A 14,897-nucleotide genomic window follows, 5' to 3' on the forward strand; every position below is an offset into this window, starting at 1 on the left:
GTAGTCATCGGCAGTCGGCAAGACCGTATCGTCCACCCTCACGTCGCGAGACTCCCCACGATCATGATCAGGAAGTAGACGATGATCATCAGTACGAAGAAGGACAGGTCGAGCGCCACGCCCCCGAGACGCAGCGGCGGGATGAACCGCCGCAGAAGCTTCAGCGGTGGATCGGTGACAGTGTAGGTGGCCTCCAGGACGACCACCATCGCCTTGCCGGGTTGCCACGAGCGGGCGAACTGGAACACATAGTCCATGACCAACCGGAAGATGAGCACGATGAGGAAGACCATCAGCGCGATGTAGATCACCTGCGCGAACACGCTCATGGCTGATGCTTCCCTCTCCCCTGTTCCGTACTGCGTTCCGGTCGTGCGTCTCAGCTCTGGTTGAAGAACCCGCCTTCTGCGATGCGGGCCTTGTCCTCCGCCGTGACATCGACGTTAGCAGGCGACAACAGGAACACCTTCTGCGTCACCCGCTCGATGCTGCCGTGAAGACCAAACACCAAACCGGCGGCAAAGTCGACAAGTCGCTTCGCGTCTGTGTCGTCCATCTCAGTCAGATTCATGATCACCGGGGTGCCCTCACGGAAGTGTTCCCCGATGGTACGGGCCTCGTTGTAGGTCCGCGGGTGCAGCGTGGTGATCCGGTAAGGCTCTCGTTCGGACACGACCTTGGGCATGATCACCGGTGCGTTCTTCTCCAGGGACTGACGTTCTTGTGTGATGGATGCCACGGGCGCGATACGCGCCGGACGCCCGGATTCCGCGGCTGCCGAAGCGGAGCGTGCCACCGGCTCACGAGGTGCCGGCGGTTGTACGACTCGCACCTCTTCGTCCCTTTGGGACTGATGTGTTCCGTGCGACTGGTGGGACACCTCGTGACGACGGTGGTCCCGTTCGGGCTCCGGGTCCAGTTCGGGCTCGAAGTCGTCATCGGGGTCGAACCCCCGGCCGTCGTACCCATCGTCCTCCACGAGGCCGAGGTAGACCGCCATCTTGCGCATCGCGCCGGCCATGCTCTGAGTCCTCCGCTCTGTGGTGGATCGGCTGACGACTGCCAAGTGCCCGCGATCCACGTGGTCCTTCTGCCCGCCTTTCGACGGTAATGACCATATTTTCTGCTGTGGTCCGACTTCTTGGCGACGTTACCCGAGCCTGGGGCGGACTCCGAGTACCGCGGTGCCGACGCGCACATGTGTCGCCCCGGCCGCCACGGCCTCCTCGAGGTCCGCACTCATCCCTGCGGACACCATGTTCGCAGCCGGATGGGCTCGGCGCAGGTCAGTCGACAAATCCATCAACCGCTCGAACGCCGCCCGTTGACGCCCCGCGTACTCACCGGTCAGCGGGGCGACGGTCATCAGGCCGTCGAGCCGCAGCCCCGGCGAGCCCGCGACGAGGTCGGCCAACTCTTCGATTCCCTCGGGGGCCACTCCGCCCCGCTCGCCCCGGCCGCTCTCCCCCGCGTCGAGGGCGACCTGGATCAGACAGCCGATCTCCCGCTCCGCCCGCACCGCCTCCTTGGACAGCGCCGTGACCAGCCGGGAACGGTCGACCGACTGCACGACATCGGCATAACCGACCACCGACCGCACCTTGTTGGTCTGCAACTGACCCACGAAGTGCCAGGAAAGCGGCAGGTCCGAACATGCGGCGGCCTTGGGGGCGGCATCCTGGTCGCGGTTCTCCGCCACGTGCCGCACACCGAGTTCCGACAGGATCCGCACATCGCTCGCCGGGTAGGTCTTGGTGACCACGATCAGGGTCACCTCGTCGCGGGAGCGCCCCGCCGCCGCGCACGCGTCGGCGATACGCTGTTCCACTTTCGCCAGATTTCCGGCGAGTTCGTCCTTACGGTCCGTCATGCCCTATCAGTCCAGCCAGACATAGCCCGCGAGCCGCCCTGTGGTGCGGTCGCGCCGGTACGAGAAGTGATCGCGCGACTCCCGCGTGCACACCGGCGACTGCTCCCGGTCGTGCACCCCGAGCCGTTCGAGCTGCGCGTGCACCCCGGCGCTCACATCGACCGCCGGAGTGCCCCAGCTCGTCTCGGCGTGCGCCGCCGGTTCGACGGCGGCGACCTCCGCGCGCATCGCCTCCGGCACCTCGTAGCACCGGCCGCAGACGGCGGGCCCGGTGCGGGCCACGATCCGGTGCGGCTCGGCACCCAGTTCCGTCATCGCGCGTACGGCGGCGGGGACGACCCCGGCGACCATGCCGGGCCGGCCCGCGTGGGCCGCGGCGACGACCCCGGCGACCGGGTCGGCGAGCAGAACCGGGGTGCAGTCGGCGGTGAGGACGGCGAGGGCGAGCCCCCGGCGCGTGGTGACGATCGCGTCGACCTCGGGCACGGCGCTCCCCCACGGTCCGTCGACCATCGCGACGTCGTTGCCGTGCACCTGGTTCATCCAGACCACCCGGGCCGGGTCGAGCCCGAGCGACTTCGCCGCCAGCTCCCGGTTGGCCGTCACGGCACCGGGGTCGTCGCCGACCGCGCCGCCGAGGTTGAGCTCCTCATACGGAGCGGCGCTCACCCCGCCCCACCGGTCGGTGAAGGCGAAGTGCGCGCCGCTCACACTCTCGCGCTGTCCTATCACGTCAGAAGGATCACTTGAGGAAGTCCGGTACGTCCAGTTCCTCGGCCGCGCTGTCCGAGTACCGCGTCTGCGGGATCGGCGGGGCGACCGGGATGTCCGCGGCCGGCTCGGGGGCGGGCGCGGGCTCCGGCTCCTCCTTCGGGGTCACGCTGCCCAGCGAGCCGAAGGACGGGCGGGTCTCGGACTGCCGTACCGGCGCGGGCTCCTCGCGGCGGGGCGCGGAGGAGGAGGCCGAGCCGAGGACGTTGTCCCGGCGGGCCGGGGGCTGGCCGCCGTCGAAGCCGGCCGCGATCACGGTGACGCGGACCTCGTCGCCGAGGGCGTCGTCGATGACGGCGCCGAAGATGATGTTGGCCTCGGGGTGGGCGGCCTCGCTGACCAGCTGGGCGGCCTCGTTGATCTCGAACAGGCCGAGGTCGGAGCCGCCGGAGATGGAGAGCAGCACACCGCGGGCACCGTCGATGGACGCCTCCAGCAGCGGCGAGGAGATCGCCATCTCGGCCGCGGCCACGGCGCGGTCGTCGCCGCGGGCGGAGCCGATGCCCATGAGGGCGGAACCGGCCTCGGACATGACCGACTTGACGTCGGCGAAGTCGAGGTTGATGAGGCCGGGGGTGGTGATGAGGTCGGTGATGCCCTGGACACCGGAGAGCAGGACCTGGTCGGCGGACTTGAAGGCGTCCAGGACCGAGACCTGGCGGTCCGAGATGGACAGCAGCCGGTCGTTGGGGATGACGATGAGGGTGTCGACCTCTTCGCGGAGTTCGGCGATGCCGTCCTCGGCCTGGTTCGCGCGACGCCGTCCCTCGAAGGTGAAGGGGCGCGTGACCACGCCGATGGTCAGGGCGCCGAGGGAGCGTGCGATGTTGGCCACGACGGGCGCGCCGCCGGTGCCGGTGCCGCCGCCTTCACCGGCCGTCACGAAGACCATGTCGGCCCCCTTGAGGACCTCCTCGATCTCCTCGCGGTGATCCTCGGCGGCCTTGCGGCCGACGGCCGGATTGGCTCCGGCGCCGAGTCCGCGGGTGAGTTCGCGGCCGACGTCGAGCTTGACGTCGGCGTCGCTCATCAACAGCGCCTGCGCGTCGGTGTTGATGGCGATGAACTCGACGCCCTTGAGACCGACCTCGATCATCCGGTTGATGGCATTGACACCACCGCCGCCGACACCGATGACTTTGATGACTGCGAGGTAGTTCTGCGGTGCTGCCACGTCGAAGGCCTCTCGCCTCGAGTTACGTGTCGCCTGATCGCTGGTGCGCGCTGCGCGCCCGCGCTCCGACGACTGATGCCGAATGGGACGGTCCGAATCGCCGACCCGAACCCTAACGCTGAAGTTTAGGGTTACCAGTGTGTCTGTTCGCTGGACTCTTCCGAACAGGACACTAAGTCGACAAGTGGCGCGCGTTCAACGAACACGCCGAACCTCCCGTTTTTCTTTTCACCCTATGTGATCAGCCGTAGCGGTGCCCAACCAGGGTGCTGGCCTGCGCGGATGTGCGTCAACTCCCCGATGACGCCGGGGCGGTGGGGACACTCACATCGAAGTGGCGCGCACCGGGTGCCGCTTTCATCAGTGCGGTGAGGGCGCGGGCCTTGGCGCGGCCCTGTTCGGCGCTTCCCCAGGCCACCGTACGGCCGTCCGTGAGGCGCAGGGAGATGTCGTCGAAGGAGCGGACCTCGACCTGCCGGGTGCGGTGGGCGACGGCGGACGGGAGGTCGTCGGCGACGGTGACGGCCTCGCGCACCAGCCGGTCGGTGCCGAAGCGGCGCAGGCTCGCGGCGGCCGATCCCGTGCGGGAGACGGCGAGTTCGAGCAGTGGCACACCTTTCGGAGCGTCAGAAACCGTGGCGAAACGGACGCCTTCGTCGTCCACTTCAATGAACTTTCCGCTCTTTTCGACCAGGAGGACCGGAGTGCGCTCGACGATTTTCAGTCCGATTCCGTGCGGCCAGGACCGTACGACGTCGACCGCGTCGATGCGGGGCAGCCGTTGCCGCAGCCGGGCCTCGATCGCGTCGGTGTCGACGGAGACCAGCGGTGCGCCGACCGGTACGTCGGCGGCGTCACGGACCTGTTGGGGGGTGAGCACACGGGTGCCGGAGACGGAGACGCGCTCGACGCGCAGCCACGAGGAGCCGTAGAGCACCCACAGGGTGCCCGGTCCGGCGATCAGCAGGACGAGCGTGAGAACGATGATCGTACGAAGCCGTCGCCGCCCCAGCCTCCTGAGGCGGCGGACGAGGGGCGGGCCGGACGGCTCCTGCTGGCGTGCACCGCGCTTTTCGGCGGTGGTGGGTCCGGCCACTGCCCCTGCCCTTCGTCGGACGTTCTAGCGACGCGAGGCGATCGCCTCGTACACCATGCCGACGAGGAGGTCGTCGGCGTCCCGGCGGCCGAACTCGGCGGCGGCGCGGGACATCTGGTAGAGCCGGTGCGGGTCGGCCAGCACGGGGAGGACGTTCTGCTGCACCCACTCCGGCGTGAGGTCCGCGTCGTCGACGAGGAGACCGCCGCCCGCCTTCACCACCGGCTGGGCGTTGAGCCGCTGTTCGCCGTTGCCGATGGGCAGCGGGACATAGGCGGCCGGGAGTCCGACGGCGGAGAGTTCGGCGACGGTCATCGCGCCCGCACGGCAGAGCATCATGTCGGCCGCGGCGTACGCGAGGTCCATCCGGTCCAGATAACTTACCGGGATGTAGGGGGGCATTCCCGGCATCTGCTGCACCTGCGGCAGTTCGTTCTTCGGGCCGACCGCGTGCAGGATCTGGATGCCGGCCTGTTGCAGCCAGGGCGCGACCTGCTGCACGACCTCGTTGAGGCGGCGGGCGCCCTGCGAGCCACCGGATACCAGCAGCGTGGGCAGATTGGGGTCGAGCCCGAACATCGCGCGGGCCTCGGGGCGGGCGGCGGCCCGGTCCAGGGTGGCGATGGAGCGGCGCAGCGGGATGCCGATGTAGCGGGCGTTGCGCAGTTTGCTGTCGGGGGTGGAGACGGCGACCTGGGCGGCGTACCGGGAGCCGATCTTGTTGGCGAGGCCGGGGCGGGCGTTCGCCTCGTGGATCACGATGGGCACGCCGAGCCGCTTGGCGGCGAGATAGCCGGGCAGGGCGACATAGCCGCCGAAGCCGACCACGACGTCCGCCTTGGTGCGCTCCAGGATCTGCTCGGTGGCCTTGATCGTGCCGCGCAGCCGGCCCGGGACGGTGATCAGCTCGGGGGTGGGCTTGCGCGGCAGCGGCACGGCCGGGATGAGAGCCAGCTCGTAGCCGCGCTGCGGGACGAGCTTGGTCTCCAGGCCGCGCTCCGTGCCCAGGGCCGTGATCCCCACGGTCGGGTCCTGCCTGCGCAAGGCGTCCGCGAGGGCGAGCGCGGGCTCGATGTGGCCCGCGGTACCCCCGCCGGCGAGTACGACATGCACCGAAATTCACCGCTCTCCGGACGGACGCGCCGCCGAGGCGCGCCGTCGCATCGTGTTCCATCTCCTGGGCCCCGCAGAGCCCCCGGCCCCCCGCTTTCTACCAAAGCGCGGTTGCCGCATCGCAAGCGCCGCCCGCGCACCGGGCTCGTCGCGTGCGAAGGCGATCATCAGCCCGATGGCGAACATGGTCGGCAGCAGGGCGGACCCTCCGTAGGAGAACAGCGGGAGGGGGACTCCGGCGATCGGCAGCAGGCCGAGCACCGCACCGATGTTGATCACCGACTGGGCGGTGATCCACGTCGTCACGCCTCCCGCGGCATACCTCACGAAGGGGTCCTCCGTGCGTCCGGCCACGCGGATACCCGCATAGCCTAGAGCCGCGAACAGGGCGAGCACCGACAGCGTCCCCGCCAGGCCCAGTTCCTCACCGGTGACGGCGAAGATGAAGTCGGTGTGCGCTTCGGGTAGTTGACCCCATTTTTCCACACTCGCGCCGAGGCCAGAACCGAAGATTCCGCCGGAGGCGAGGGCGTAGATGCCGTGCACGGCCTGCCAGCAGTCGGCGCCGCCGGAGCGCGGCTCGGTGGCGCCGATGCAGGCGAGCCGGGCCATGCGGTTGGGGCTGGTCTTGATCAGGATCACACCGATCAGGGCGGCGACGGACAGCACGCCGACGAAGAGCCGGGTGGGCGCCCCGGCCAGCCACAGCAGGCCGAAGAGGATCGCGGTGAGGATGATCGCCGTGCCCATGTCGCCGCCCAGCATGATCAGCCCGAGCAGCATGAACGCGACCGGGACCAGCGGTACCAGCATGTGCTTCCACTGGTTCAGCAGCTTCTTCTCCTGCTTGCGCGCGATCAGGTCGGCGCCCCACAGCACGAGGGCGAGCTTGCCGAACTCACTGGGCTGGATCTGGAAGGAGCCGCCGAGCGAGATCCAGTTCTGGTTGCCGTTGACCGACATCCCTATCCCGGGCACCTGCACCAGGGCCATCAGGAAGACGGCACCGGCGAGGATCGGGTAGGCCAGCGCCCGGTGCAGCCTCACCGGCATCCGCGAGGCGGCGTACAGCAGGATGCCGCCGATGACGGCGGCCAGCAGCTGCTTGCGGAAGAAGTACGAGCCGGGCAGCGACATCTGCAGCGCGGTGATCTGGGAGGCCGAGTAGACCATCACCAGGCCGAGCACCGTGATCAGCAGACTGCCGCCGAGGATCAGGTAGTACGCGGTCAGCGGCCGGTCCCAGGCCTTGCGGGCCCGGGTGTGCAGCCGGCGGACCGGGTTCTCGCGGGGCGCCCTGGGGGCGGCGGGACGTCTGACGGCCCGCTGCTGCACGGGCGGCCGGCCGGTACGGCTACTGGGCATCAGCGCCTCCGCTGCGTCGGTCAGGAGCCGAGTTCGCGAACCGCCTCCGCGAACGCGTCACCGCGCTTGGTGTAGTTGGTGAACATGTCCATGGAGGCGCAGGCGGGGGCGAGCAGCACCGTGTCGCCGGGGGCGGCGAGCCGCCGCGCCTCCTGGACAGCCTGGAGCATCGCCCCAGTGTCGGTCCGGTCGAGGTCGACGACGGGTACTTCGGGGGCGTGTCGCGCGAGGGCTTCCCGGATCAGGGCGCGGTCGGCGCCGATGAGGACGACACCCCGCAGCCGCTCGGCCGACTCGGCGACCAGCTCGTCGAAGGTGGCGCCCTTCGCCAGACCGCCGGCGATCCACACGATCGACTCGTACGCCGCCAACGAGGCCTGCGCGGCGTGCGTGTTGGTCGCCTTGGAGTCGTCGACGTAGGCCACGCCGTCCACGTCGGCGACGTGCGCGATGCGGTGGGCGTCGGGGCGGAAGGCCCGCAGCCCGTCCCGTACGGCCTTGGGCGGGACGCCGAAGGCACGCGCGAGGCCCGCCGCCGCAAGGGCGTTGGCGATGTTGTGCGGGGCGGGCGGGGTGATGTCGGAGACCTCGGCCAGCTCCTGGGCGTTCTTGTACCGGTTCTCGACGAAGGCACGGTCGACCAGGATGCCGTCCACGACGCCGAGTTGGGACGGGCCCGGGGTGCCGAGGGTGAAGCCGATGGCGCGGCAGCCCTCCTCGACGTCCGCCTCGCGCACCAGGTCCTCGGTCGCCTTGTCCGCGACGTTGTAGACGCAGGCGACGCGGTTGCCCTCGTAGATGCGTCCCTTGTCGGCGGCGTACGCCTCCATGGAGCCGTGCCAGTCGAGGTGGTCCGGGGCGAGGTTGAGGACGGCGGCGGAGTGGGCGCGCAGGGAGGGCGCCCAGTGCAACTGGTAGCTGGAGAGTTCGACGGCGAGGACGTCGTACGGCTCGTCGCCGAGGACCGCGTCCAGCAGGGAGACGCCGATGTTGCCGACGGCGGCGGTGCGCAGCCCGGCGGCCCTCAGGATGCAGGCCAGCATCTGGACGGTGGTGGTCTTGCCGTTGGTGCCCGTGACGCACAGCCAGGGCGCGGCGTCGGGGGCGCGCAGCCGCCAGGCCAGTTCGACGTCTCCCCAGACGTCGATCCCGGCCTCGGCGGCGGCGCGGAACAGCGGCTTGCCGGGCTTCCAGCCCGGCGCGGTGACGACCAGTTCGGTGCCCTCGGGCAGGGTGTCGCCGTCGCCGAGGCGGACGGTGATGCCGAGCGCCCGGAGTTCGGCGGCCTGTTCACGCGCGCGTGCGTCGTCGCCGTCGTTGACGACGGTGACGGTCGCGCCGCGCGCGTGCAGCACCCTGGCCGCCGGGACGCCGGATACGCCGAGCCCGGCGACGGTGACGTGCTTGCCCTGGAAGTCCGGGGACACCGTGGAGGTCACTTGTCCGCTGCCCATCCTGCGTAGAAGAGGCCCAGTCCGACGATCACACAGATGCCCTGGATGATCCAGAAGCGGACCACGACCAGGACCTCGGACCAGCCCTTGAGTTCGAAGTGGTGCTGGAGCGGCGCCATCCGGAAGACGCGCTTGCCGGTGAGGCGGAAGGAGCCGACCTGGATGACCACCGACATGGTGATCAGCACGAACAGGCCGCCCATGATGGCGAGCAGCAGTTCGGTGCGCGAGCAGATCGCGAGGCCGGTGAGAACACCGCCGAGGGCGAGCGAACCGGTGTCGCCCATGAAGATCTTCGCCGGGGAGGTGTTCCACCACAGGAAGCCCAGGCAGGCGCCCATCAGGGCGGAGGCGACCACCGCGAGGTCCAGCGGGTCGCGCACCTCGTAGCAGGCGCCCGGGTTGGTCAGGGTCAGCGCGTTGGCGCAGGACTCCTGGAACTGCCACACGCCGATGAAGGTGTAGGCGCCGAAGACCAGCACGGAGGCGCCGGTGGCCAGACCGTCCAGACCGTCGGTGAGGTTCACGCCGTTGGACATCGCCAGGATCATGAACAGCGCCCAGACGACGAACAGCACCGGGCCGATGGTCCAGCCGAAGTCGGTGATGAAGGACAGCTTGGTGGAGGCCGGCGTGTTGCCGCGGGCGTCCTGGAACTGCAGCGCGAGCACCGCGAAGGCGACGCCGACGATCAGCTGGCCGGCCATCTTCGCCTTGGCGCGCAGGCCCAGCGAACGCCGCTTGACGATCTTGATGTAGTCGTCGAGGAAGCCGACCAGGCCCATGCCCACCATCAGGCCGAGGACCAGCACACCCGTGTACGTCGGGGGCTTGCCGGTGATGACCTTCGACAGGAAGTACGCGGCGACCGTCGCCAGGATGAACGCGATACCGCCCATGGTCGGCGTACCGCGCTTGCTGGCGTGCTCGCGCGGGCCGTCGTCACGGATGTACTGGCCGTACCCCTTGCGCGCGAGCAGCTTGATCAGCAGCGGTGTGCCGATCAGGGTCAGGAACAGACCGATGACACCTGAGAACAGGACCTGGTTCATCATCGGGCGGCGACCTCACCCTCGGCACCGGTCTCGAGCAGCGCCTGCGCCACGCGCTCCAGCCCGACCGCCCGGGACGCCTTCACGAGCACGACGTCCCCCGGGCGCAACTCGTTGCGCAACAGGTCGACCGCCGCCTGTGCGTCGGACACGTGCACCGACTCCTCACCCCACGAACCCTCGTTATATGCGCCCAGTTGCAGCCAGGCCGCTTCCCGGCCGCCGACTGCGACGAGCTTGCTGACGTTGAGCCGGACGGCGAGCCGTCCGACCGCGTCGTGCTCGGCGAGCGCCTCGTCCCCCAGCTCGGCCATCTTGCCGAGCACCGCCCAGGTCCGCCGTCCCTTGCCCATGGCGGCCAGCGCGCGCAGGGCGGCCCGCATGGACTCGGGGTTGGCGTTGTAGGCGTCGTTGACGATGGTCACGCCGTCCGGGCGCTCGGTGACCTCCATGCGCCACCGGGAGAGGGAGTCCGCCTCGGAGAGCGCGGTGGCGATCTCTTCCGCGGACATGCCCAGCTCATGGGCGACGGCGGCCGCGGCGAGCGCGTTCGACACGTGGTGCTCACCGTACAGGCGCATCGTCACATCGCTTGCACCGGAGGGTGTGTGAAGCCTGAAGGTGGGCTGTCCACTGTCCGTGAGTCGCACGTTCTCGGCCCGTACGTCCGCTTCGTCGGCCTCGCCGAAGAGGACCGTCTTCGCCTTGGTTCGGGAGGCCATGGCCCGCACGTGGGGGTCGTCGGCGTTGAGGACGGCGACGCCGCCCTCCTCGGCGGACGGCAGGGCCTCCACCAGTTCGCCCTTGGCCCGCGCGATCTGCTCCCGGCCGCCGAACTCGCCGATGTGCGCGGAGCCGACGTTGAGGACGAGGCCGATCCGCGGCGGGGTCAGCCCGGTGAGGTAGCGGATGTGGCCGAGGCCGCGCGCGCCCATCTCCAGGACGAGGAACCGGGTGTCCGCGTCGGCGGACAGGGCGGTCAGCGGCAGCCCGATCTCGTTGTTGAGCGAGCCCGGTGTGAAGACGGTCGGCGCCTTGCGGCCGAGCACCTGCGCGATGAGGTCCTTGGTGCTGGTCTTGCCGGCGGAGCCGGTGAGCGCGACGAGGGTGGCGCCGAGCCGGTCGACGACGTGCCGGGCGAGCGCGCCGAGGGCGCTCTGCACGTCCTCGACGACGATCGCGGGCACCCCGACGGGACGCGAGGCCAGTACGGCCGCCGCGCCCGCCTCGACGACCGCCGGCGCGAAGTCGTGGCCGTCGACACGTTCGCCGCGGAAGGCGACGAAGAGGCTGCCGGGCACCACCTCACGGGAGTCCCGGACGACCGGCCCGGTGACCTGCACCGACGCATCCGGTATGTCGTACGTCTGCCCGCCGACGACTTCTGCGATCTCGGCGAGGGAGAGGGCGATCACAAGTTCATCCCTGGGTCTTCTGGATAGCTTCGCGAAGCACCTGGCGGTCGTCGAAGGGACGGACCACCCCGGCGATGTCCTGGCCCTGCTCATGGCCCTTGCCCGCGACGAGCACGGTGTCCCCGGGGTGGGCGCGGGCGACCGCGGCGGCGATCGCGGCGGCCCGGTCCTCGTAGAGGACGACCTCGCCGCGCTCGTGCGCGGGGACGGAGGCCGCGCCCTGGAGCATCGTGGCGAGGATCGCGAGCGGGTCCTCGGAGCGGGGGTTGTCGGAGGTCAGTACGGCGGTGTCGGCGAGCCGTGCCGCCGCGGCGCCCATCGGGGCACGCTTGGTGGTGTCCCGGTCGCCGCCGCAGCCGAGGACGACGTGCAGCCGGCCCTTGGTGACCTTGCGCAGGGCCTTCAGCACCGATTCGACGGCGTCGGTCTTGTGGGCGTAGTCGACGACCGCGAGATACGGCTGTCCCGCGTCCACGCGTTCCAGCCGCCCCGGCACGCCGGGTACGGCGGCGACACCGTCGGCGGCGGCCTGCGGGTCGAGGCCGGCCGCGGCGAGGGCGACGATCGCGGCGAGGGTGTTCGCCACGTTGAACGGTCCGGGCAGCGGGGACCTGGCCCGTACCCGGATCCCGTCGGGACCGGCGACGGTGAACGTGGAGTCCATCGGGCCGACCTCGACGTCCTGGGCGCGCCAGTCGGCGTCGGGGTGGCCCTCGGCGGAGTAGGTGACGACCGGGACGGTCGCCTCGCGGGCGAGCCGACGGCCGTACTCGTCGTCGAGGTTGATCACACCGCGTTCGCTGCGCGCCGGGGTGAACAGCTGTGCCTTGGCCCGGAAGTAGTCCTCCATGTCGGAGTGGAACTCCATGTGTTCCGGGCTGAGGTTGGTGAAGACGGCGATGTCGAAGACGCAGCCGTCGACACGGCCGAGGACCAGCGCGTGGCTGGAGACCTCCATGGCGACCGCCTCGGTGCCGCGTTCGCGCATGACGGCGAAGAGGGCCTGGAGGTCGGTGGCCTCGGGGGTGGTGCGCTCGGACTTGATGCGTTCGTCGCCGATGCGCATCTCGACCGTGCCGATCAGGCCGGTGGTCCGGGCGGTGCGCAGGCCGCCTTCGACCAGGTAGGCGGTGGTGGTCTTGCCGGAGGTGCCGGTGATGCCGATCTGCAGCAGGTCGCGGCCGGGGTGGCCGTACACGGTCGCGGCCAGCTCGCCCATCTTTCCGCGCGGGTCGTCCACGACCAGGACCGGCAGTCCGGTGGCGGCGGCGCGTTCGGCGCCGGCCGGATCGGTGAGCACGGCGGTCGCGCCGAGGCCCGCGGCCTGGGTGACGAAGTCGGCGCCGTGGGCGCGGGCGCCCGGCAGCGCGGCGTACAGGTCGCCGGGGCGGACGGCACGCGAGTCGTGGGTGATGCCCGTGATCTCGGCGGTGCTCTGCGGCGCGGTGACACCCAGCTGGTCGGCCAGTTCCGCCAGGGGTGTGGCGGAGACCTGAACCGGCCGGGGCGGTCCCGGATATGTCACGGGTTGGCCCTTCTGGGTGGTTTGGGACTGATCAGCGTGTGGCACGGCGGTGAGCGTACCGGGCGTACCCGCCTGCGGGCGAAGCGAGGGGCCGGGGGTGCCCTGGTTCCCGGGCTCGGGGGTGATCATGGTCACGGTGTTCCTGGCTGGTCGCGCTGATCAGGGCTTGTTCGGGTCGGAGGGACGGGAGCGGCCCGGTCAGGGCCGGTAGGTGACGGGAAGGTTCGCCGGCTTGGCCCCGGTCGGCGGGACCTGCAGCGTCTTCAGGGCGAACTCCATCACCTGCTTGTACACAGGTCCACAGATCTGGCCGCCGAAGTAGCTGCCGGAGGTGGCGTTCTGGATGGCGCAGTACACGGTGACGCGAGGCTGGTCCGCGGGCGCGAATCCGGCGAACGACGAGGTGTATCCGTGGTATTTGCCGGTGGCCGGATCCACACGGTTGGCCGTACCGGTCTTGCCCGCGACGCGGTAGCCGGGGATGCGCGCCTTGTTGCCGGTGCCCTCCTCGTCGTCCACGACCGACTCCAGCATCTGGGCGAGCGTCTTCGCGGTCTTCTCGCTGACCACCCGCGTCTTCGCGGGCTCGGGCGCCGGGGTGAACCGGCCGTCGGGGCCTCTCGTGCCGCGCACCAGGGTCGGTTCGACGCGTACGCCGCCGTTGGCGATGGTCGAGTACACGGACGCCGCCTGCATGGCGTTGACGGACACGCCCTGGCCGAAAGGAATCGTGTACTGCTGCGAGGTCGACCACTTGTCCGGGGCGGCGAGGATGCCGGGCGTCTCGCCGGGGAAGCCGAGCCCGGTGTAGCTGCCGATGCCGAACTTCCGCAGATACGAGTACAGGACCTTGTTGGCCTCCGCCTGCGTCTTGCCGAGCTGGCCGGTGGCGAGGATGGTGCCGATGTTGGAGGACTTGGCGAGGACCCCGTTGAGCGTGAGGTACCAGGTGGGGTGGTCGATGTCGTCCTGGAAGAGCCGGTCGCCGCGGTGCAGCCGGTTGGGCACGACGACATGGGTGAGCGCGGTCGCCACGTTCTCCTCCAGTACGGCGGCCATCGACATCACCTTCGCCGTGGAGCCGGGCTCGTACGCGTCCTGGAGGGCCGCGTTGCCCAGCGCCGAGGGGTCGGCGTGGGCGAGATCGTTGGGGTCGAACCCGGGCGAGCCCGCCATGGCGAGGATCTCGCCGGTGCGGGTGTCCTGGACGATGACATAGCCGCGGTCCGCCTTGGACTTCCTCACCTGCTCGGTGATGGCGTTCTGCGCCGCCCACTGGATGTCGCGGTCGATGGTCAGTTCGACGTCGCTGCCGGGCACGGCGGGGGTCTCGGTGGAGCCCGCGGTGGGCACCTGACGGCCGCCGGACTGGGCGTAGCGGATCTTGCCGTCCTTGCCCGCCAGGGTCTTCTCCAGCTGCTGCTCGATGCCGCCGCCGCCCACGCCCTCGGCGTTGACCCAGCCCAGTATCCCGGCGGCGAGGTCGCCGTTGGGGTAGACCCGCTTGCTGCTGGGGTCGGCGAAGACTCCGGCGAGGACGTTGACGGTGCCGCGGTCCTTCTCCGCCTTGGTGGCGAGGGCGAGCTTGAGATCCTTGATCTGCGTCCACACCTGCGGGGTGCGCTTGAGCGCGAGCCGTACGTAGCGCAGCTTGGGGTCCTTGGGCCTGAGCTTGGCGACGATGTCGTCCTGGTCCTGGCCGAGGATGGGCGCGAGCAGCGCGGCGGCCTGCTCCGGGCCGTCGTCGATCTTCAGCTGCTTGCGGGTGAACATCGTCGGGTCGGCCGTGATGTCGTAGGCGTCCACGCTGGTCGCGAGGGCGACGCCGTTGCGGTCGGTGATGCCGCCGCGTTCGGCGGCCAGGGTGTGCACCACGTACCGGTTCTGCTCGGCCTTGGCGGCGTAGGTGCTGGCGTCGACGGCCTGCACCTGGAGCAGGCGGACCACGAAGGCGACCATGACCATGGCGAGGGCGAGGCCGATCAGGCGCAGCCGGGGGCGTGGGCTGCCGAGCCGCAGCGGGCGTGCGGGGGTGCCGGAGGGCCGGCGTGGTGCGGGGCGG

Annotated in this window: 13 protein-coding genes; all 13 read right to left on the minus strand. The window is 70.3% G+C overall.

The features are described from left to right. Positions 1–38: 38 nt before the first annotated feature. A complete protein-coding gene (locus MTQ10_RS04935) occupies positions 39–329 on the minus strand; it encodes a YggT family protein (protein WP_247462624.1) in 291 nt (96 codons plus the stop codon). A 50-nt stretch (positions 330–379) separates the two neighbouring features. Then, complete coding sequence (locus tag MTQ10_RS04940; RefSeq protein ID WP_247462625.1) at positions 380–1,021, minus strand: cell division protein SepF; 642 nt, start codon at positions 1,019–1,021, stop codon at positions 380–382. A gap of 129 nt (positions 1,022–1,150) precedes the next feature. Further along, the gene (locus tag MTQ10_RS04945; protein ID WP_247462627.1) at positions 1,151–1,870 is read right to left on the minus strand and encodes a YggS family pyridoxal phosphate-dependent enzyme; all 720 of its coding nucleotides are present in this window, start codon (positions 1,868–1,870) and stop codon (positions 1,151–1,153) included. 6 nt (positions 1,871–1,876) lie between these two features. Then, on the minus strand, positions 1,877–2,602 hold the full coding sequence (pgeF, locus tag MTQ10_RS04950; RefSeq protein WP_247462629.1) for a peptidoglycan editing factor PgeF: 726 nt from the start codon (positions 2,600–2,602) through the stop codon (positions 1,877–1,879). A 10-nt stretch (positions 2,603–2,612) separates the two neighbouring features. Then, positions 2,613–3,815: a cell division protein FtsZ gene (gene ftsZ / locus MTQ10_RS04955; protein WP_247462631.1), complete on the minus strand. Its 1,203-nt coding sequence runs from the start codon at positions 3,813–3,815 to the stop codon at positions 2,613–2,615. A 289-nt stretch (positions 3,816–4,104) separates the two neighbouring features. Next, the gene (locus MTQ10_RS04960; protein WP_247462633.1) at positions 4,105–4,911 is read right to left on the minus strand and encodes a cell division protein FtsQ/DivIB; all 807 of its coding nucleotides are present in this window, start codon (positions 4,909–4,911) and stop codon (positions 4,105–4,107) included. Positions 4,912–4,935: 24 nt separating this feature from the next. Beyond that, positions 4,936–6,024: an undecaprenyldiphospho-muramoylpentapeptide beta-N-acetylglucosaminyltransferase gene (gene murG, locus MTQ10_RS04965; protein WP_247462635.1), complete on the minus strand. Its 1,089-nt coding sequence runs from the start codon at positions 6,022–6,024 to the stop codon at positions 4,936–4,938. A 6-nt stretch (positions 6,025–6,030) separates the two neighbouring features. After that, entirely contained in the window at positions 6,031–7,389 is a 1,359-nt protein-coding gene (ftsW, locus tag MTQ10_RS04970) for a putative lipid II flippase FtsW (protein ID WP_247462636.1), read from the minus strand. A 20-nt stretch (positions 7,390–7,409) separates the two neighbouring features. Next, positions 7,410–8,843: a UDP-N-acetylmuramoyl-L-alanine--D-glutamate ligase gene (gene murD / locus MTQ10_RS04975; RefSeq protein WP_247462638.1), complete on the minus strand. Its 1,434-nt coding sequence runs from the start codon at positions 8,841–8,843 to the stop codon at positions 7,410–7,412. Further along, on the minus strand, positions 8,825–9,898 hold the full coding sequence (mraY, locus tag MTQ10_RS04980) for a phospho-N-acetylmuramoyl-pentapeptide-transferase (protein ID WP_247462639.1): 1,074 nt from the start codon (positions 9,896–9,898) through the stop codon (positions 8,825–8,827). Before mraY ends, murD begins: the two co-directional genes overlap by 19 nt. Next, a complete protein-coding gene (locus MTQ10_RS04985; protein ID WP_247462641.1) occupies positions 9,895–11,310 on the minus strand; it encodes a UDP-N-acetylmuramoyl-tripeptide--D-alanyl-D-alanine ligase in 1,416 nt (471 codons plus the stop codon). The genes mraY and MTQ10_RS04985 overlap by 4 nt, the downstream gene beginning before the upstream one ends. Positions 11,311–11,314: 4 nt before the next feature. Then, positions 11,315–12,835 carry a UDP-N-acetylmuramoyl-L-alanyl-D-glutamate--2,6-diaminopimelate ligase gene (locus MTQ10_RS04990; protein WP_247462643.1) on the minus strand — a complete coding sequence of 507 codons (1,521 nt, stop codon included), beginning with the start codon at positions 12,833–12,835 and terminating at the stop codon, positions 11,315–11,317. Between the two features lie 198 nt (positions 12,836–13,033). Next, positions 13,034–14,897: peptidoglycan D,D-transpeptidase FtsI family protein (locus MTQ10_RS04995; protein ID WP_374117570.1), on the minus strand; the 1,864-nt coding region annotated here is incomplete at its 5' end.

Origin of the sequence: Streptomyces sp. XM83C, assembly GCF_023072675.1 — a bacterium.
Classification (GTDB): Bacteria; Actinomycetota; Actinomycetes; order Streptomycetales; family Streptomycetaceae; genus Streptomyces; species Streptomyces thermocoprophilus.

Excerpts from the sequence above, each read along its gene's own strand:
- MTQ10_RS04935 (WP_247462624.1), bottom strand. The coding sequence starts at position 329 with ATGAGCGTGTTCGCGCAGGTGATCTACATCGCGCTGATGGTCTTCCTC.
- MTQ10_RS04940 (WP_247462625.1), bottom strand. The coding sequence starts at position 1,021 with ATGGCCGGCGCGATGCGCAAGATGGCGGTCTACCTCGGCCTCGTGGAG.
- MTQ10_RS04945 (WP_247462627.1), bottom strand. The coding sequence starts at position 1,870 with ATGACGGACCGTAAGGACGAACTCGCCGGAAATCTGGCGAAAGTGGAA.
- ftsW (WP_247462636.1), bottom strand. The coding sequence starts at position 7,389 with ATGCCCAGTAGCCGTACCGGCCGGCCGCCCGTGCAGCAGCGGGCCGTC.
- murD (WP_247462638.1), bottom strand. The coding sequence starts at position 8,843 with ATGGGCAGCGGACAAGTGACCTCCACGGTGTCCCCGGACTTCCAGGGC.
- mraY (WP_247462639.1), bottom strand. The coding sequence starts at position 9,898 with ATGATGAACCAGGTCCTGTTCTCAGGTGTCATCGGTCTGTTCCTGACC.